This is a genomic window from Pseudomonas sp. NCHU5216 (genome assembly GCF_052156495.1).
Classification (GTDB): Bacteria; Pseudomonadota; Gammaproteobacteria; order Pseudomonadales; family Pseudomonadaceae; genus Aquipseudomonas.
On the sequence record NZ_JBQLIX010000002.1, the window covers coordinates 259,164 to 276,341 of the forward strand.

The 17,178-nt window shown below is 57.0% G+C and carries 27 protein-coding genes; 4 read left to right on the top strand and 23 right to left on the bottom strand.

The window, feature by feature from the left end:
* Positions 1-7 precede the first annotated feature (7 nt).
* The 7 genes from ACSVIK_RS02980 to ACSVIK_RS03010 all read right to left on the bottom strand — a co-directional run bounded on the left by ACSVIK_RS02980 (position 8) and on the right by ACSVIK_RS03010 (position 5,140).
* Positions 8-499: a PRTRC system protein E gene (locus ACSVIK_RS02980; RefSeq protein ID WP_442442894.1), complete on the bottom strand. Its 492-nt coding sequence runs from the start codon at positions 497-499 to the stop codon at positions 8-10.
* Positions 500-538: 39 nt separating this feature from the next.
* Positions 539-2,368 (bottom strand): PRTRC system ParB family protein, encoded by a 1,830-nt coding sequence (locus ACSVIK_RS02985; protein WP_442442895.1) that lies wholly within the window; start codon positions 2,366-2,368, stop codon positions 539-541.
* A gap of 93 nt (positions 2,369-2,461) precedes the next feature.
* The gene (locus ACSVIK_RS02990; RefSeq protein WP_442442896.1) at positions 2,462-2,902 is read right to left on the bottom strand and encodes a hypothetical protein; all 441 of its coding nucleotides are present in this window, start codon (positions 2,900-2,902) and stop codon (positions 2,462-2,464) included.
* Positions 2,903-3,283: 381 nt separating this feature from the next.
* Entirely contained in the window at positions 3,284-3,751 is a 468-nt protein-coding gene (locus tag ACSVIK_RS02995; protein WP_442442897.1) for a hypothetical protein, read from the bottom strand.
* 8 nt (positions 3,752-3,759) lie between these two features.
* Positions 3,760-4,074 (bottom strand): hypothetical protein, encoded by a 315-nt coding sequence (locus ACSVIK_RS03000; protein ID WP_442442898.1) that lies wholly within the window; start codon positions 4,072-4,074, stop codon positions 3,760-3,762.
* A gap of 32 nt (positions 4,075-4,106) precedes the next feature.
* Positions 4,107-4,733, bottom strand: coding sequence for a hypothetical protein (locus tag ACSVIK_RS03005; RefSeq protein ID WP_442442899.1), 627 nt, complete (start codon positions 4,731-4,733; stop codon positions 4,107-4,109).
* A gap of 11 nt (positions 4,734-4,744) precedes the next feature.
* The gene (locus ACSVIK_RS03010; protein WP_442442900.1) at positions 4,745-5,140 is read right to left on the bottom strand and encodes a hypothetical protein; all 396 of its coding nucleotides are present in this window, start codon (positions 5,138-5,140) and stop codon (positions 4,745-4,747) included.
* Positions 5,141-5,299: 159 nt separating this feature from the next.
* On the opposite strand from ACSVIK_RS03010, the gene ACSVIK_RS03015 reads away from it, so the two are divergent.
* Positions 5,300-5,575 carry a hypothetical protein gene (locus ACSVIK_RS03015; RefSeq protein WP_442442901.1) on the top strand — a complete coding sequence of 92 codons (276 nt, stop codon included), beginning with the start codon at positions 5,300-5,302 and terminating at the stop codon, positions 5,573-5,575.
* Here the strand turns inward: ACSVIK_RS03015 and ACSVIK_RS03020 are convergent.
* From ACSVIK_RS03020 to ACSVIK_RS03050, 7 genes are all read right to left on the bottom strand, one after another.
* Entirely contained in the window at positions 5,572-5,913 is a 342-nt protein-coding gene (locus tag ACSVIK_RS03020; RefSeq protein WP_442442902.1) for a hypothetical protein, read from the bottom strand. The two genes, ACSVIK_RS03015 and ACSVIK_RS03020, sit on opposite strands and share 4 nt — an antisense overlap.
* Entirely contained in the window at positions 5,910-6,305 is a 396-nt protein-coding gene (locus ACSVIK_RS03025) for a hypothetical protein (RefSeq protein ID WP_442442903.1), read from the bottom strand. The genes ACSVIK_RS03020 and ACSVIK_RS03025 overlap by 4 nt, the downstream gene beginning before the upstream one ends.
* On the bottom strand, positions 6,302-6,739 hold the full coding sequence (locus tag ACSVIK_RS03030) for a hypothetical protein (RefSeq protein WP_442442904.1): 438 nt from the start codon (positions 6,737-6,739) through the stop codon (positions 6,302-6,304). Before ACSVIK_RS03030 ends, ACSVIK_RS03025 begins: the two co-directional genes overlap by 4 nt.
* A gap of 93 nt (positions 6,740-6,832) precedes the next feature.
* A complete protein-coding gene (locus ACSVIK_RS03035) occupies positions 6,833-7,519 on the bottom strand; it encodes a CPBP family intramembrane glutamic endopeptidase (protein ID WP_442442905.1) in 687 nt (228 codons plus the stop codon).
* 35 nt (positions 7,520-7,554) lie between these two features.
* A complete protein-coding gene (locus tag ACSVIK_RS03040) occupies positions 7,555-8,178 on the bottom strand; it encodes a hypothetical protein (protein WP_442442906.1) in 624 nt (207 codons plus the stop codon).
* A 375-nt stretch (positions 8,179-8,553) separates the two neighbouring features.
* Positions 8,554-9,234, bottom strand: coding sequence for a hypothetical protein (locus ACSVIK_RS03045; RefSeq protein WP_442442907.1), 681 nt, complete (start codon positions 9,232-9,234; stop codon positions 8,554-8,556).
* A 1-nt stretch (position 9,235) separates the two neighbouring features.
* Positions 9,236-9,481: a hypothetical protein gene (locus ACSVIK_RS03050; protein ID WP_442442908.1), complete on the bottom strand. Its 246-nt coding sequence runs from the start codon at positions 9,479-9,481 to the stop codon at positions 9,236-9,238.
* Between the two features lie 156 nt (positions 9,482-9,637).
* On the opposite strand from ACSVIK_RS03050, the gene ACSVIK_RS03055 reads away from it, so the two are divergent.
* Entirely contained in the window at positions 9,638-10,474 is an 837-nt protein-coding gene (locus ACSVIK_RS03055; protein WP_442442909.1) for a SprT family zinc-dependent metalloprotease, read from the top strand.
* 383 nt (positions 10,475-10,857) lie between these two features.
* On the opposite strand, the gene ACSVIK_RS03060 is transcribed toward ACSVIK_RS03055, so the two are convergent.
* The 6 genes from ACSVIK_RS03060 to ACSVIK_RS03085 all read right to left on the bottom strand — a co-directional run bounded on the left by ACSVIK_RS03060 (position 10,858) and on the right by ACSVIK_RS03085 (position 13,959).
* Complete coding sequence (locus ACSVIK_RS03060) at positions 10,858-11,373, bottom strand: hypothetical protein (protein ID WP_442442910.1); 516 nt, start codon at positions 11,371-11,373, stop codon at positions 10,858-10,860.
* On the bottom strand, positions 11,309-11,995 hold the full coding sequence (locus ACSVIK_RS03065) for a hypothetical protein (protein WP_442442911.1): 687 nt from the start codon (positions 11,993-11,995) through the stop codon (positions 11,309-11,311). Before ACSVIK_RS03065 ends, ACSVIK_RS03060 begins: the two co-directional genes overlap by 65 nt.
* Positions 11,996-12,083: 88 nt before the next feature.
* Positions 12,084-12,491, bottom strand: a complete 408-nt coding sequence (locus tag ACSVIK_RS03070; protein WP_442442912.1) for a hypothetical protein — start codon at positions 12,489-12,491, stop codon at positions 12,084-12,086.
* Between the two features lie 96 nt (positions 12,492-12,587).
* Positions 12,588-13,139 (bottom strand): hypothetical protein, encoded by a 552-nt coding sequence (locus tag ACSVIK_RS03075; RefSeq protein ID WP_442442913.1) that lies wholly within the window; start codon positions 13,137-13,139, stop codon positions 12,588-12,590.
* On the bottom strand, positions 13,136-13,432 hold the full coding sequence (locus tag ACSVIK_RS03080; protein WP_442442914.1) for a hypothetical protein: 297 nt from the start codon (positions 13,430-13,432) through the stop codon (positions 13,136-13,138). Before ACSVIK_RS03080 ends, ACSVIK_RS03075 begins: the two co-directional genes overlap by 4 nt.
* A gap of 83 nt (positions 13,433-13,515) precedes the next feature.
* Positions 13,516-13,959 (bottom strand): hypothetical protein, encoded by a 444-nt coding sequence (locus ACSVIK_RS03085; RefSeq protein WP_442442915.1) that lies wholly within the window; start codon positions 13,957-13,959, stop codon positions 13,516-13,518.
* Between the two features lie 186 nt (positions 13,960-14,145).
* On the opposite strand from ACSVIK_RS03085, the gene ACSVIK_RS03090 reads away from it, so the two are divergent.
* Positions 14,146-14,328 (top strand): hypothetical protein, encoded by a 183-nt coding sequence (locus ACSVIK_RS03090; protein ID WP_442442916.1) that lies wholly within the window; start codon positions 14,146-14,148, stop codon positions 14,326-14,328.
* Positions 14,329-14,333: 5 nt separating this feature from the next.
* On the opposite strand, the gene ACSVIK_RS03095 is transcribed toward ACSVIK_RS03090, so the two are convergent.
* The gene (locus ACSVIK_RS03095; RefSeq protein ID WP_442442917.1) at positions 14,334-14,729 is read right to left on the bottom strand and encodes a response regulator; all 396 of its coding nucleotides are present in this window, start codon (positions 14,727-14,729) and stop codon (positions 14,334-14,336) included.
* 195 nt (positions 14,730-14,924) lie between these two features.
* Here ACSVIK_RS03095 and ACSVIK_RS03100 point away from each other — a divergent pair, with 195 nt between their 5' ends.
* Entirely contained in the window at positions 14,925-15,233 is a 309-nt protein-coding gene (locus ACSVIK_RS03100) for a hypothetical protein (protein WP_442442918.1), read from the top strand.
* Between the two features lie 2 nt (positions 15,234-15,235).
* Here ACSVIK_RS03100 and ACSVIK_RS03105 read toward each other — a convergent pair whose 3' ends face one another.
* Together ACSVIK_RS03105 and yejK are read right to left on the bottom strand one after the other, a co-directional pair.
* Positions 15,236-16,069, bottom strand: coding sequence for a tetratricopeptide repeat protein (locus tag ACSVIK_RS03105; RefSeq protein WP_442442919.1), 834 nt, complete (start codon positions 16,067-16,069; stop codon positions 15,236-15,238).
* Between the two features lie 422 nt (positions 16,070-16,491).
* Positions 16,492-17,178, bottom strand: a 687-nt coding sequence (gene yejK, locus ACSVIK_RS03110) for a nucleoid-associated protein YejK (RefSeq protein ID WP_442442920.1), incomplete at its 5' end; no start/stop codon positions are given.

Here is a 17,178-nt window from a genome sequence, read left to right on the forward strand (position 1 = left end):
CTGCTCCTTAAAATTCGGCCGCGATAGATGTCGGTTTCTGTTGGGGCGCAGCCTCGGCAGGCGCACCGCCCTGAGCGGTCGCAGAGGTTTCGCCACCACTGCCGTCTTCCTCCTCCTCTTCATCGTCGGCAGACAGCTCCCTTGGGGCCTGGGCCTGGGGTGCAGCGGCAGGTTTGGTTGTACTGCGAGCCGCCTGGGCCAGCCGCTCGATTTCATCCAGGGCGTTCATGCCACGAGATACAACCGCAGCTTTCTCTTGAAGCCGGGCCGCGAAACTGTCCTCGATCTCACCGGCAGTGCCGGTGACAACGAAGGGACGGGCAATGGCCGCTCGCAGATTGATAAGCTCCTGGCTCGCGCCTTCAGGCGTTTCACCAATCTGAGGCGTGTAGATGACTTTGACCTTACCGTCGCCAAGGCCGGTAACATCGATTCGGGCACTTTGGCCGTTGCTCAGAGCACTGGCGACTGCGTGCAGGATGGATTTACTCGTTTCCATGTTGTTGCTCCTGTGAAAGTGGTGTCAGCTTGGGGCCGCTCAGGCGGTGGCAGAATCGGTATGCGCAGAAACTTTCAGCGCTTCAGGCAAGTAGCCGCTCCAACTGAACTCAGTGAAATCCAGGATCGCTTTGTTAAGGTCATCGACCTTTCCTGCGGCCAGCTTGGAGAACGCCTTGTCGCCTTTGATCTCGTCAAATTTCTTGTCGAAACCGCTGGCCTTGCAGTCTTGAATGATTCCCGGCTTGGTCAGTGCCTTGAGGTATTCCTCTGTCATCTGGAAGAAGTCGGTCGGATTCATCTCCGATGCTTGAACGAAGGCAAGTGACTGCGCACCAGAGATCGACTTGGCAAAACTGTCCGAACTGTCGCGACGAAGCACCGAGGTAGCAGCGATGTCGCACAGGAGTTGCTCCAGGGTTTCAACGGGCATCGCGGCGAGCTGCACCTCGAAGTTGGCGCGGCTGAAGTTCGACAGACCTACAGGGAATTTGACGTCCTTGAGCGCTGCTTTCAGAGCCTCGTCAGGAACGTCAGAGCGCACGTCCAGATAGAGACTGACAATGCTGATCGCGAGAGTCAGTTGGCGGCTCGACTGGATAGCCTGCTGGGCCATGCGGCCATACATGCCGAACGCTACCTTCTTAATCGAGCGCTTGATCTCCTGGGGCTTGGCTTTCCCCTTTGGCGTATTGGCTGGGCCTTTCTTCGCAGCACCGGCTGCCGGCACCGTGGATGCTGCTGCACCCTCCGCGCTAGTTGCTTCTTCATCCGCAACGGTTTCGCCGTTCGCTTCAGCGACAACCAACTGGTATGCCTTGACGTGATCGGCGTGACAGTTCTTATCGAAGCAGTAACCACCCGCAACCTCACCCTCACGGCCCTGGCTGGTCGAAACAACAGCACCGTAGCGTGGGCAGGACATGCAGGCGTTCATCTGCGCCGTACCGACACCACTTGGGCCAGTCGCCGCAATCAGGATGTAACCGTCCGCAGGGAGGGTCAGGTCTGTGTGGACAAGTCCGTAGTCAGCCTCGGCCTCAAGACGCTTAACCTCGATCAGCTCCTCAGTCTTCTTGTTCCAACACGCACGGTACTGACACTTGGCCTCGCCAACGGATGCACTGAACAGATCAGCGTAGCGCTGACTGTTGTGCTCGCAGCCTGCACAGGCGCTGGTATCGAAGCGGGCAGTCGAGATCAGTGGTGTAAGCTGCATCATGCGGTCACGAGTCGCTACAACCGTCAGTTCGCGGTCAATGATCGCCTTGCAGATGCTGCGCTGTTCATCCGGCACCAGCGGTGCCAGCAGCTCAGCATGGCCGAGCTTGATCTGGCCACTAACCAGGGCAGTAGCTACTTCATCACAGCATTTCGAGAGGAGAACACGACTGTCCAGCAGCTTGCGACTCCAACCCAGCTTGCGGCAAACCTCGCTGTGGTCATTGCCTGAGTCGGCAAGCAGGCGCACGCAGTGCCAAGCCTCCTCAATGGGCGTCAGGTCAGATCGCTGAATGTTCTCAATGGCGGCTGCAGTACGAGCCTCGGCGTCGGTCATTACACGGACAAGCGCCGGGATCGACTCCTTGCCCACTTCGACCGAACCGTCGAAACGGCTGTTGCCCGCAACAACCTCATAGGGCACCTCGGCGCCTTCGATGGGGCGTACCAGAATCGGCTGAAGTACACCCTGGCTAGCGATACTCGCACACAGGTCTTTGAAGTCTTGAGCGTTGCGGCCTTTGCGCGGATCGATGTTCGGATTCCGACGAATCTGATTCAGCGGAATAGTCAGGAGCTGATCGCCTACCTGTTGGGTGTCTTGGCGCACAGCTGCTGCGATTGCAGTTTCAGGGGTGGATGCAGTCACGGTTGGAGCCTCGTTCTGTTTGCTGATGGGCACAGATTGAGGTCAGTCCAGTTGTGGCAGAACCTGTAGGAAATCCTTTTCTCTACATCAACGCTACGAAGATTTTTGGTCTGTCTTGGCCGAGCGTTGCATGAAATCTGGAACAACCACGCCATCGAAAACACTGATGTCGAGGTGCGGGAAGTCGTGAACTCGCTTGCGCAAGCCCTCACCCCAAGCATTTATTCCCTCAAGCTGCTTTCGAGTGAGGAACCAGCGTGAGTGCAGGGCGCTGAGCATGCCCTGCAGGAATCCAGCTCTCTCCTTGGGGGTCTCCCTGACAGCCTCCTGAAGCCAGTGATTCATGGCCACGCAAATCTTGATGTTGCGTTCGCTGAACACGGTCTGATTTTCACCAGCGCTGCGCATAGTGCCCGCAACGCGCTTTCGAAGAATCTCGTCCATTTCGCCGCTCTTGAGCGAGTCATACGCCTCAGTGAGCAGGGCCGACTTGTGGAACTTGAAAGCTCCCATGATCTCGTAGCGCAGACGCAAGTACTGCGCAACAGAATCCAGGGGGGGGAGGGGGGCTCTTGCCACCGGGGTCGTTGAGGAACTGCCAGTCCCTCGCTGGGGGACTGGATCAGGGGTTGAGGGATTCGGCTGAGGTGCTGTCCCTGATGACTCTCCGGGGTCGCCCTCGGACACAACCAGCAAGGCTAGGCGCGCAACGTCAAGTAGACGCTCCTCTGGGGCCCCAAGGTGCTTCTTGGCGCAATTTGGTCCCGCGTAGGCCTCCTTCACACCATCGGTGATGACGATTCCTTTCGCGCTGCGAAGTGGGCGTTCGCAGAAGAAGCAGACTGCAGTCGGGACCAGGTGATCAACACGCGAATAGTGCCAAGCCATTACGCACCTCCTGCAGCTAGAAAGCCTCTACTGGATCTTGAGGATAACTGTGTACGCACCGTCAATGACGATCGCCTTGGATCTGTTCTCCTCAACGAGCACGGTATCCGAAAAGTCCTGATGGCTCAGAGTCACTTCCTGGTTGAGACCACAAGAAAGTCGCTCTCCGTCAGTCACACCAGCCAACTTAGATACCAGGCCGATCACTTCCACCTTCTGCCCACCGTCCTTCTCCTTTGGCAGAGGCTTCAGGGTAAGCGAGAGGCCAGTCTTGTACTGAGCTTCACGACAGATACTCTTCTTGGTGACTGTGTCCTTGAAAGCGACATGGTAGCGATCGCTTTTGCGCAGATCGATCTCGCGCCGCTCCTGATCGAGCGGATAGTGATATACAACCGGCTCCAGGGTTCCATACGCAATCGTGACATTCAGTTCCTCAGTGGAGGCTTGAGCCACCACCGGGGAGAATAGAAAAAGCATGGCCATCCAGCGCATGTGATACCTCAAGTTAGAGTTGCTGCGAATTTCTTCATCATCAGCTTATGAGCTGATACGTCACGGAAACTGGCGTGATCCAGCCGGTGGGCCGGGGTGGGCTCGATCGTTTCCAGATCCAGCTCAACCACTTCATCAACACCTGTCCACTCCACGACCTCGGTGCATTCCATGTAACCCTCACAGAGGACGTCACGGATGAATTGCGCCTTACCTTCTGGGTAAACAGGGCTCTCACCCACGAACATCGACTCGTAAACGCCCAGGACGTAGCACGCCAGCTCAGTTGCAGTGAGTCCAGACAGAGTGGATGCAATCCCCATCCCTGGCTGCAGAACCAGTACAGACCTGGCCTTCACAGAAGCACAGCTCGAACAGTCACTTTGGCCGAGCCGAAGCTGTAGGTCTTTTCAACGCCAGGTTCTGCAGCGAAGCGGATATTGAGCCTGTCCATGTTGATCTGAGGATTCGAAGAAGACAGCTCGCTATCCGGCAGGTAGGTGTGGTCGACCCCAAGGCAGAATGTCACGTCATTGCCAACAAACGCCGGCTGGGCCGCACGCACAAAGTAGCCGTTCGGGAAGAAGAACAGATCGCCCTGCTTCATGATCCCGTTTGCATCTGGGCTCAGCATGAGCGTCTTGGTCTTCTGCAGGTCGCGCACCAGGACATCGCTACCTTGGTTGGACGGAAGCACAACCTTGATCAACTCGCTGGTGGAGTCCTGGTATTCATCATGAATCTGAAGCTCGAGACGGAAGCCAACTGTCTGTTGCACACCGCTTGGCTGATAGGTCCGCCCATTGCGCCAATGGATATCGCACTGCTCGTTCGGCACATTGGTCGTTTCTTTGACATGAACGGTCCCCGAGTGCACTTGGGAGTCGTACTGGTATGCCCAGTCATGCAACTCAGGCTGCTTAGCAGCGCAGCCGGTTATCGCGAGGCACAGGGCGGTATAGCTGAGGATCGGCTTGATCATTTGAAGAGTCCTTACGACATGTGGCTGCCCGCAACTGCGGGGAGTGGATATTTCGAAGCAGGTACCGGCAGCCCCAAGTGCTCAAGAGCTCTCCGCGCCCGCAGTGGGGTCAAGGGTGGCGTTAAACGAACGGAGCAGCGAGGGTAAGTGCTGCACACAGCAGATAGCCCAGCGGTGAGGATGATCACCGGCGTATCACCAATAGCTGCTTCCTGGGCAACGCTCGCGGCAGCACGACGCGGCGAGTTCAGATCCGTGACGACAATCATGTCAGGGCCAAAGCCGGGTCTTAACTGCATTGCCGCTTCAACCGAGTTGCAAACCTGCAGCTCAGTAAACATTTCATCCAGGGCCTGAAGAGCGCCAAAAGCTGTGCTGGCCTGGTCGGTGATGATTAATGCCTTCATGTCAGAGCTGTATTACCCGAATTGAGAGGAATTCTAACGAGGCGACGGGTATGCACCAGTCAAAACAGACGCAGGAAATCCCGACTGGGGTTTTGAGTTGACCTCGTTTCTGCCCGCGGCAAAGTAGTGACTCCTCAACGTGATACTGACTTGGAACTCATGAGCGAGAAGCCACCCAGCTGGATGGAAAGCTATTCGATGCCCCTTCTGCCGGCCGGCGAGAAGCTTGTACGCCTCACCGGCCTCTCTGAAGGCCGGAAGAAAGAGGCATGGCAGTCGATCACCAGAAATCATCCTGCGCTCGCACGCCTGCTGCAGGAAGCGGAACTCAAGTCCGTGATGAAGGCTTTCGACGCCGACCTATATGTTGACGCCAGCGTCGTACCAAGCCTTCCAGTTGAACCCTTGAAGGGCCGCCGGCGTGAGGCCGACTAGAAGGGAGCCTTTAACTCCATCCGGAGAGCTTCAAAACGCACTCGACGTTCCTCGAGGCTTTCAGCTGAGGACTCTCCCTGCGTTGCGTCCTGAAAATCGATAAGCGGGCCGGAATCCAAGCTGAGGGTGCTCTTTCGTTCAGGAACCACTATCTCGTCCATTGGCTTGCCGAGAAGATTCATCAGGTAGCTCATAGCAGCCAAGATGTCCTCGTGCCCCATGCCTGCAGGCGGGCCCGCGTAAAGATGGCAAAGGTTGTCTACTGACTGCTGGATCTCCTCTTCTGATGGTGACTCATCAGTGACCCATTGCCTGGCAGCATCAAGGGGCTTCGTCATGACCGCCCCTTCAGTTGACCAAACTGCCGTTGGAGATCCTGGAACAACTGGAGTTTCTCCCCTGCAGCAAGCGGCGCCGAAATCGGTCCGTCCGGGCAGAGAGGGGACAGGTCGAGCTGAGCGGCCTGGCATGCAGCTGTCGCCACCTCCGGCTGTTCATCCCGAAACATCGAGAGCTCATCCAGGTCGCCGCCTAGATCAACAAAGTACTCACTGAGAAGGTCCGAGGTCTTGCGGCTTTCGTTCAGATCGCCACCTTCAGACTCGGCTTTTGCCACAACGGCCATTTGGGCCTTCCTGACGTCGACCAGACTTGGATTACTCTTGAGCCAGTTACGAGCCCGCTCAGTCATCGACACTGCTTTCTGATGGTGCACGTCGACGCCGCTCATTTCGAGATCACCGGCTCAACGCGGACCTTTAACGAACTCTTTCGCTCACCCAGTAACAGACAGCGGCCCTGGGCGCCCGAAATCGGAATGGATACCCATGCCGCCGCGGCAACCAACAGAACGCCAATGATCAGTCTGAGCGTCTGCTCGCCAAAGAGGCCTTGTAGGCAAAGGAACGCCAGATCCACGGGCACTGTAAAGCCACCGAGAAATAGCAGCGGGGGCAAGCCGGCCCGGGCTGGCCTCCAGAATGCAGCAACACCGAACGCAACCAGCATTGCCGGCGCTGCAGCCACAGCAGTAGCAAGGAGGTGCGGGACAAAAAATGGTGGATTACTCGAAACCAGCAGCGAGCCAATCGCAGCGCAGCCAAAAAGGATTCCGAAGGTCAGCGAAGCGAATGCGATCCAGGTAGCACGAGAGAGGGGTTTCATGGAGTAGACCTCGATTGGGATTCGAGGTCATTAGGTGGCCAGCGGTGTTGTGCCAGAAGCAGCGATCGCATAGCGCTGCTGGGAGGAAAGAATTCAGAGAAGGAGGTTGACGATCAGCGCGCAACCACCTGCACACCCATGGACGATCATAGGCAGCAACAGCCCGTCAGAGCGAATCCGCAAATACCCCGCGACAACACCGACGGCAAATATCACCAGAAGGGACAGCTTGTTGTCGTACTGGCCTATGTGGATCAAAGCAAATACCCCTGAGCTAGCAACAACAGCACAGGTTGCCACCCGTACGTTTCGACGCCAGTCAAAAGCCCCAAGGAAAAAGTGCCGCATTGCGAGCTCTTCGCCGACTGGGGCCAGCACCAGCACGACGACCAGAATTGAGAAGACCTCAAGGGCGGTACGATCCTGAAACAGAGAAGCCATCATCGCTTCTTGAGGTATATCCAGGGCCTTTTGAGCAAGCAGCGCGGCGGCGTAGATGAAAGCTACAGCCCCAACACCCAAGGCCAGATCCTTGACTCCGAATCGTCCAATGAACTTGCCAGCAGCGCCCGATCGGCGGGCGAGTAGATAGCACAGGCCGACGAAAAGAACCCCTCCGAGTTGGCTGAACAGCAGGCCGTGAATGCCAGCGCCGGCTGCGAACGCCAGAACCCCCACTATCAGTGCCGTGACATACCAGAAGATGGCTACGAGAGCCTTCTTAGGCTGGATCAGCCTTCCTGTCGGGGTGCCTGTGAAACTGAACGTTGCTTCTGTCATGCCAAGAGAACTCACTTAGGGTCGGTAGGGCTGGTCTACTTAGTCAGTCGGGCAATGGCACTGATGACGCGAAAATCGCAGTCACTCATGCCTTGGGGCTGGTCCATCACGTGATCAACGACCGACTTGAACGCGCCAGCGTTCTTCCTGGCTTGATCGATGTAACTCGCGACCGACACATACTGCTCAGCAGTCGCTTCAACCGTGGCCACGCACACAGCGAATCCATCAACTCTCGCATCAGCGAGACGTGCTGCTGCTGCAGCAACAGTGAAGGACTCTGGGTGATCCCGGAACTGCTCGACGATCGATGCTTTCACCTGATCTGCATCCTGGAGAGGAGCAGCTGACGCTTCGACCTCTCCGGCCGGTGGGAGAGACAACAGAACCCCAATGCCAACGCTTGCGCTTAGGGCTACAGCAACACAGAGAGAGAGCTTGGATTTACTCAGCATTTCTTGAATCCTGGTTCGAGGTAGCAAGAGGATACGGCGCAACCCTGGGAATTCCAGCCAAAGCGCTAACACCAAAATCCAGTGAACTTCCTGCACCACTTTTGGTTCGCGCTGCTTGCACACACCGGTTACTTTGCTTCCCTCTTCACCAGAGATCTTCCTCGTGCCTAGAAGCCACATCCTCACACTGGCAGCGATCTCCATGCTCTCAGGTTGCACAGCGGGTTGGATTGCGAGCCCAAGCCCGGCCACCGAGAACCTTGTACATGACCTGAAGCTCGAAGGATTCCAGTGCACGGCCGGTCTATCCGCGGTCACCTGTAAGCAGACTGAGCCGTACGTTGAGAGAACAGGTAAGAGTTGCACTGCCGATGCAGGCTGCGTGAAGCAGCACTGCTATGACGTCCGCATCGTCTACGAAATCCGGCAGGGTCCGAACAAGATGCCTTCGGTACGCCAGACAACCGAACGATCGATCACCACGGAGATCAAGCCCAGCCCTGTGAACTCCGGTGATAGGCTGAAGCTTCTCCAGGAGTACTGCCTGCTACCCTAGGGCAGTAACTCCTTGTCACCTGGTTAAATGAAAACACCGCCACTCGTAGACTTGAAGCAGACAAACCGTCCCGATAGACAACGATAGACCGTCGGCCAGTAGCCGAGCTCGTTCGCCTCACGAGCTGCTTCATGCGGATTGTTGGTCGGTACCAGAGAGTGGATTTGCAGCTTGCCACCGTCCTGGGTCCAGAGGTCGTATCGAATCCTTGTCGCCTCCATTCGCCATCCTGCCTCGCCACCTGCCTCGCCCACGGCCAGCAACACGCTCTTGGGGAATTTTTCGATCGGGACCGATAGCGCGTGGCGTGCCGAAAAATTCTCCAGTGCTACGAACCCCCCGGGACTTACCTTTCCCTGCACGATGCTCAACAGCTCACCAACGGTCGTGACCGCCGGCAGGCTCAATATGACGTCGGGAATGGAATCCAGAAGGCCGCCGTCTGGAACTCCAAATGACAATGAAAAGCCAAAGCGGAGGTCGATCGCATCCTTAGAAAGTCCGGCCCGCTCCGGTTCGAGAATTCCGAACTGGTAGGCTTCCAGGCCGACCTCCAGGGAAATTCTTGCCCAACCGTCTAGAAGCTCCATCTGGGCCTTGAGGCCAAGCTCAGATAAGCCAAGCGCCAGCATATGTCCGAAGATCTCTAGGTCCGGTGCCGCGTCTGGTACCAGATCAGCAACCATTACTTGCTGCAGGCTCATCTCAGTCATCGTCGGTCACCAACGCTCGTTTTGCTGTTAGAGCTGCTACCGGATCAGTTGTGGTCGACTCAATGGTGCCCAGGGCCTTCCGCAGCGCGGTGATTCGCACCTCGTCGACGTCGGAGCGTGAATCAAGACTGTTCTGCAAAGCCTGAGTAACCAGATCGAGTGTCTGCTCCAGAGTGAATTCAGCGGGAAGTAACTCGATCTGTAACGCGGTTTGAATGAACTGCTTAGCAGCAATCATAGGGAAGCCTCAGCTGTGAGGGCTTCAGCCTAACCACCCTGCGTACACCCGCAAGCCTATTTCCGTTCAGCAAATTCGACGGGAAACGCTCCACCCAACTTGGCTTGCACCGATTGCAGGTCACGGCATCATCGATGCAAGTGGAGGGGGACCAGATTGGATAGCGTCAAAGCGGCCTACCAGAGAGTGCGAGAATGCTTGGCTATTGCTGAGCAGCACTACAAGTGCGTGTTCAGTATCTCGGCGATCCGGTTTGATCTAAAGGGCCGTGTTGCTGGGCAGTTCCGTGTCTATCCGGATGGATCTCAACCCACGATCCGCATTAATCGAATCCTGCTTGAGGCCAACCTAAAGGAGGTTGTCGGGCAGACGATTCCTCATGAGGTTGCACATCTCGTAGCGTTTCAGCTTTATGGGAAAGGTGAAGGGCATGGGCCCCGCTGGCAAGCGATCATGACAGATTGCTTTGGCCTGGCGCCCGACCGTTGCCACCGCATGGACACCACGCAGTCTTCACCCAGGCCGTATCAGTATCGATGCCGGTGTCGTACCTTTCAGCTTTCGAAACGCATGCACTCTTCAATCAGTTCCGGTCGCTTTAGGATCTGTAATAGCTGCAAAGGCAGACTCGATTTCGTTCGAATGGAGCAGGTGGGGATTGCTAAGGCCTCCATGGATCGACTGTTTGTGGTTACCGCAGATGGTGGTATCACCCCCGAGGAGATCAGAAAGATCTCGCAGCTAGTCGGCGACCACAAGGTTGGAGAGCTGCTGGTACCGACAGGTATTTGCCAATCGCCCCAAAAGGCCACGTTGTTGAAAGCGCTTCAGATACCAGCAGACCGTTGCAAGGATCACCCGCGTGAGGAAACACTCCCCGGCGGCCTCTCGCACGCAATAATCATTGCGGAGCGTGGAGACTCAAGACTGCAGCGCGCAGGCGATATCCTGCGCGAGCGCGGTGTAAAGGTGAGGCTGCTCGAGCGTGTCTAACGAGCCACTATAGTCACGGCCACTGCTACCAGGGCGGGATGTACCCAGAGAGGAGGGCCTTGACGCTCCCACGTCTGGACCGATGACTCTGCGTAGCCCAAAGCCTCGGCTAGATCCTTCTGACTCAACCCCAATAGAGATCGGCGCTCAGCCATTCTCTTGCCCGTCAACTTCAAGACTCGCTCGCCGCTCATCCGGAGACACCCCAAGCCGATGGCCGAGAGCATCAAGCTGGTCTTGGGGTCACTTTTCTCAGCAGTGAGAATCGTCGTTCTAGCCAAGCCGAGTTCATCACCAAGCTCCTGCTGCGATAGGCCCATGGTTTTGCGCAACGCGCGCAGTGGATGGTCGTGTTCGCGCCGGCCTTTCTTACGGGCAGCCATCTATGCCGCCTCCGGCAACGTGAAAGGGAAACTAGGAGCGGGAACCTCACGAGCCAGTTCCAACACATCCAGAAGGGTCGTCTGCGGGGTGAGCAATCGATACCAGCTGCCCCGATATCGGACTGCGCTACCTGCTCGAGGGACGCGGTCCGACTCAGCACCAACACAACGAATCAGGAGCGAAACCGGCATCTGATCGTTCAGCGTGTTGAGAACCATCGTCAGACCAAGCAATTCAAAGCTTTCACCAGTGCGCTGGCAGAAGTAGCTCTGGACTAAATCTCGACCGTCCTGGAACTCGCCTATCAACTGGTAGCCCAGATCCAGGAACATGTCGGCGATCGCTGATCCCGCGGACCGAATCAATCCGGGGCAGATATCTGAAGCACCCAGATCCAGGTCATCCTCGAGCAGGTGCTCCAATACTCCGAAAAGAACTGGCCGCCGCATTTCATTTCCCCCCGGGTTGAAGAAAGGTGCCAAGGGACCCGGCTGCTGCCATTCCCAGGGCGCCATCCCGATCATCAATCGAGGCGTCGCGAATCAGCTTGGTGAAGTGCGCCGACTGGATCGGCACATCCGCAATCCAACTTTGGGCAGTCACAGGGATCTCATCGAGAGAGACCGCAATGGATGCCGCGAGTCGGCGCCCCTCAAACACGAACAGCTCAAGACCTTTCAGTCCAGCAGCCCACTCGAGCTTGAGTCCTGCTGCCGCAGCCAGGCGGCCGGACTTGACCGTATCCTGGCGCCGCTGCATCGCGGTAAGCGACTTGCTCATCAGCGTGCGCTTCACATACTCCGGTCCTACTTCAGGCATCCGAGCGATTGGACCATAGCGATCGCCAGGAATCCGAAGGGCCAGGCGGCCATCATCAACCTGGTAGAGCTCCGTGTAACCACGGGCCAAGGCGTGATCGAGCAACATCCGCCAGTTGGTCTTACCCAGGCGAAATACACGATCGTCTACGTACATGCGCGAAAGAGCGTCCGCCACTTTGATGCCCGTGCTCACACCGGTCTCGAACTCGATCGAGATGGTATTGCCAGGGCGATTCACTGACATGGCCTCGGGCTCAGAGCCGAGAAAGTCGAAACCCAACTGAGGCGTCGAGCGGATATTGGGTACTGGGGTCATGAGGTGCACTCCTTTTGAAAGTGACCTCATTGGATGGTGCTGTCACCTGTGCCAGAACCAGCACACGGCATTTTTTTGAAGGCAGGCCCTAGTTTGTCAGGTACCCATTGTCCGGCTGTTGCTCGGCGGCCTGAAGAAGGTTTGCCAGGCACACCATTGCATCGTCAGCAGAGTCACGCCGAGCGTAAGCAGTCATGAAGGACTGGATGAGCGCCCTCAGGATCTCTCCGCCTGGCTCGTTGCGAGTAACGGACATAACGCAGAACTGCTCGAGGAGAACGGGATCGAGAGACTCGATGAAGTCTGCACCGACCACCTCGCCAATGTCCCTGAACAGAAGGCGCAAGTAGTGATCACCACTGCCCGCGGTGTCGGCGGGGTCGACTCCAATCTCAGAAAGCGTTAACGGCCGGCCGGCAGCGGCGCCGGTGGGTAAACCGCGTAGAGCTTCCAGCTTTCGGTCAGCTTGCTCACTGATGGCTCCAGGGTTTGGCATGTCACATCTCAGGTAGGTGTGTAGCAAGGCTATCAGGCTACGAAACGCTGTAGTAGCGGAAACTGGCGCTGCAAAACTCGACGCGACAGGAGGAGTCTACTTCCACCAGGTGCTGACAGCTTTTACCTGTTCAGATGACAGATACCGCCAGGCATTCACCGGCGGAACGTCGCCCAGCAAATCCTTGTCGCAGAGCGCCAGACCAACCATGATCCGGACACTGTCCGAGGTGAATTGTCGGTTTCCCTGAGCCCTGGCAAGACGGATGATGGAAATCAGATCGTCAACATCGTCGATCGCCTCACTCACCCGATTGGCGTCTAAGTGCCAAGTGGTCTCTCCACGAAAACCATCTAACCTGGATGGCTCTGTCGTGGCTTGTTGGACCTGGCCGTTGTGAAAGTGCAGCCAGAGCTCAAACCATTCCTCACCATTCATGCCAGATGTGTACAGATGAAGGACACCAGACGCATCGTTGCTGCTGAACCTTGCCTTTAAACCTGCGTGCTCGAGGTGTAGGCGACCGCACCGGGACACAAAGTACCTATCGTCCTTGCAGCGGGCGCTCTTGGTTTGCCAACCCTGAGTTGGCAAACCAGCTGGTAGGGGAAAACCTTGCTCGAAGGTGAGCTCATCGAGACGGCTCATTGGTTGCTCACCAACGGCAAAGCCTGGTCAGCAGCATCCCGGGAGAGAAGAGCCTCAACTTCACGCAGCAGTTGACGTGATGCACCGGCACCTTCAAGAGCCTGAATCACCTGCACAGCGCGCGAAACCAGAAGCAGAGGAGCGATTTCACTCAGAAGAAAGGCAGCTCGCGCGCCGTGGGCATTGTTTCCTTGTGCACCTGGTTCAGCCAGCGCGCAAGAAAGCGCTTCATGAATAGCTCTGTAGCTGTCCATGCCGCCATACGCAGCAAATGTCTCTTGATGATCAGCCATCTTCCCCTCGGCACAGGCATGTTCTGAGCTTGTACTCTGCCTGTATCCCGAGGAGGAAGCACCTCAAACTCGCGTAGCGAAATTCAGGCGACGGCTGCAACAGCTGCCAGAGGGACACCGGCAGCGGTACCGCGCGGGGTGATGCATACGACTGAAGCGAACACAACGAAGGTTAGCCAGAGAGAGCTCACGCAGAGAACGTCGGATGGCGAGAGATCAGGCTTGCTGAGAGCCATAGTGGACGCGAATGCGCAGGTGAAGAAGAACAAACCCAGCGCGAGAAACGCGGCACGCTGGAAGGCCTCTGGAAGCTTGCGGCCGTGCTGGGTGGCAGTGGCTTTCGAGGCCCAGCCTACGATCAGCACCAACGCCACAAAGGTCAGCCACAAGCTTCCCATGTTGAAAGCGTCGACCGCCGATACTTTGCCACCGCCCTTGGTCATCAAGCAGCTGGTGGTAATGAGTGCACTGGCGAAGGTGTAGATGCCCAGGGCCAGGTAAACGACGCGCAGAAGAAGTTCGCTCATGATCATGCTCCGTTAGAAGAGTCGTCAGGCCGAGTTTCGGCTCAGTTCGAGATGGCGTAAGTGCCTACGACATCCTGTCTAACGTCGATGCAGAAACTTTCAAGCCAACAGAGAGATCCCCGCGGCATTTTGGGTTGCGCCCGCTACTGAATCAGCTATACCGGGCAAAACACTGGAGGGTCATCTATGAGAACGCTAGTAGCCAGAGAACCTTGGCGTGCAGACCGTCGCCCTGATGTACCGGTAGATGAGTCCCTGGAGGAGTGGGGCTGGCTTGAGATCTATATGGCAGATGGCAAGCCGGAGTTCGTCTTCATTCACGAACGGCCGAGCGATGATGAAATCAAGCAGCGCAAGAGCTGCCGCTGACTTCGTCACGAATGAGGGTTAAAGCCAGGTACCAGGCGTTTGACTGCGTCGACCAGGTCCTCTCGCTTGAATGGCTTGGTCAGATACTCCGTTGCTCCAGCAGCTTCGCCCTTGGCCTTATCAAAAAGCCCGTCTTTTGAGGACAAGAACACGATCGGCGTGTCTCGGTACCGCTCATGATTCCGGATGAGTTGGGTGGCCTGGTAGCCATCCAAACGGGGCATCATCACGTCAATAAAGAAGAACTGCGGGTCAAAGTCTTTGACCCGCGCGATGCAGTCAAAGCCATCCTCAGCCAGGTGCACAGTACAACCTGCAGCAGTCAGGTAGTTCTCGCCGGCGTTCCGAATGGTCTGAGAGTCGTCAACAATCATCACGCGAAGTTGATCTTCATTCGACATGACATGCTTCCTCGATTGGGTAGTGGTGCACTCGGCGCACATCCTTGCTGAATACGTACCAGTGCGCCAGCCGAAAAGAGGGAACCAAGTTCAGCAGGGCCCTATGGGTAAGTCAGAATTTGCGATGGGCTATTTGGCTTGTCGCTAATCCAAGAGCGGGTACAGTTTTGGCAACAGCGCCAATCTGTGACAGACATGAATAGCCGATCGCCCCGTACCTTCTTGCTCCACCAACAGAATTTCTCTAAGGGCAAAATGAACATTGCGCTCACTGACCGAGATCTGGCCGGCTTGCGCGCACTGAAATCTTTAGGGGGGCGGATTGGGAGTGCAGCGGATCTGGCAGCTGTGCTCAATCCGCACCTGAACTCCAATCAGCAGGCCATGGGTGGCGGCCGGCTGATTCGTCGTCTCGCAAGCTTTGGTTTTGTCCAAGCCCTGGCCGCACCAGAGGTTGGATATCAGATCACAGATGCAGGATTGCAGGCGGCGAACGCCAACTGACTTTAACGGCCAGAGGCCATATTTGCGTCAACCTTGGCGTTGAGGTCAGCGATGCAGCGATCGGTTCTGCCAGGCGATTCCCGATCTGCAATCGTTCGAACTCCACTCAGAGATCTCGCTTCAGCTGCTGCGAGTTTATGCCCCCTAGAGGCTGCGACCGAATACCAGCAGTAAGCAAAGAACTGCGCATCAGGCTCTTTCGCTTTTCCGAGCGACACCGCAAGTGCGTAGTCGTACATCGCGACGACGTCTCCTCGAAGCGCCCGTTCCTTCACCGGTGTAGCTGGTACAGGGGCTGTCGCAACCACTCTCGCCGGCGCAACGTCTTGAGCCTTCGGCTCCCCAGCAAACACTGATCGGTATGCTGCAGCCGCTTCAGCATCTCCAGCTTGTGACGCTCTCTGCAGCAGCTCGAGGCCTTGCTCGATGTCATCTAGATGCGGACTTCGCAGATTGGCCAGGGACATTCCGAACTCACGCTGAGCCCGCACACTGGTTTCAGCTGCCTTGGCCAGCAAAAGTTTCCCGTATTCGAGATCACGAGCAACACCCGTACCCATGACATACAGCCATCCCAGTACCCGGGTGGATTCGTCATGCCCCATGCCCATTGCTTGATTCAGATATGCGACGGCCGCTTCAGGTGATTTAGAGACACCCTCACCGTTGAGGTGGATGCGTGCCAGCTCGTAGAAGGCTTGAGGGTTACCGCGGCTTCCTGCAACAGAGAGCAGCTCGACCTCTCCACTGACGTCACCCAGATCACCAACTCGGTGGGCCTCAATGAGGATCTCGTCATCAACGGGCAGTTCATGGCGCAGCGAAGAGCCGCTCACAGTCGGTTCAGTCTCACCCACTTCGATTGGGGCTGAAGCAGGGGGTACAGCGTAGCTTTCAGCTGAGGTGGTAGCAGCATTAGTTGCTCGGCCCTGGATTGCTGGGAGGTCAGTTATAGGCGCTCGTGGCAGCGGCCCAGTCGGGGCGCGCTGAAACGCCAGGCCGTCAGCATCTGCCTGAGAAGGAACCGCTGCAGGCTCATCAAACGGGTTGCCCTGGTAGGCCGGGGGGGAGCTGGTGCAACCAGCTGTAACGGCAATACAGAGTGGAGCGATGAATAAACGCGAAGGTCTCATATACGGATCACCATTTCTGATCCCTCAATGATTGCAGATCACCTGGTGCCCGAGTACTCAAAACAAGGAACGAAAAACAGGGGCCATCTTGGCCCCTGTTATCAACCCAGCGTTGATAGCAACGCTTACTTGTTCCGCTTCAACTGGTCCTTAAGTTGAGTAGGTACTTGGCGAACAATGAGCATGTCGCGCGCCTCGTCGTACTCGATGGCCGAGCCCAGCAGGTGCGACTCAAAGCTGATCGACAGGCCTTCGGCACGACCGGTGAAGCGGCGGAACTGGCTGAGGGTGCGCTTGTCTGCCGGGAATTCCGGGGCCATGCCGTAGTCCTTGTTGCGGATGTGCTCGTAGAAAGCGCGCGGGCGGTCTTCGTCGATCAGCCCGGACAGCTCGTCCAGGGTGATCGGCACGCCGAGCTTCGCCTGGCTGGTGGCGTAATCGACCAGGGTTTCGGTTTTGGCACGTGCCTGTTCTTCCGGCAGATCCTCGCTCTCGACGTAGTCGCTGAAGGCCTTGAGCAGGGTGCGGGTTTCGCTTGGCGCATCGACGCCTTCCTGGCAGCCGATGAAGTCGCGGAAGTAGTCCGAGACCTTCTTGCCGTTCTTGCCCTTGATGAACGAGATGTACTGCTTGGACTGCTTGTTGTTCTGCCACTCGCTGATGTTGATGCGCGCGGCCAGGTGCAGCTGGCCCAGGTCCAGGTGCTTGGCCGGCGCGACATCCAGCGCCTCGGTGACTGCCACGCCTTCGCTGTGGTGCAGCAGGGCGATGGCCAGGTAGTCGGTCATGCCCTGCTGGTAGTGGGCGAACAG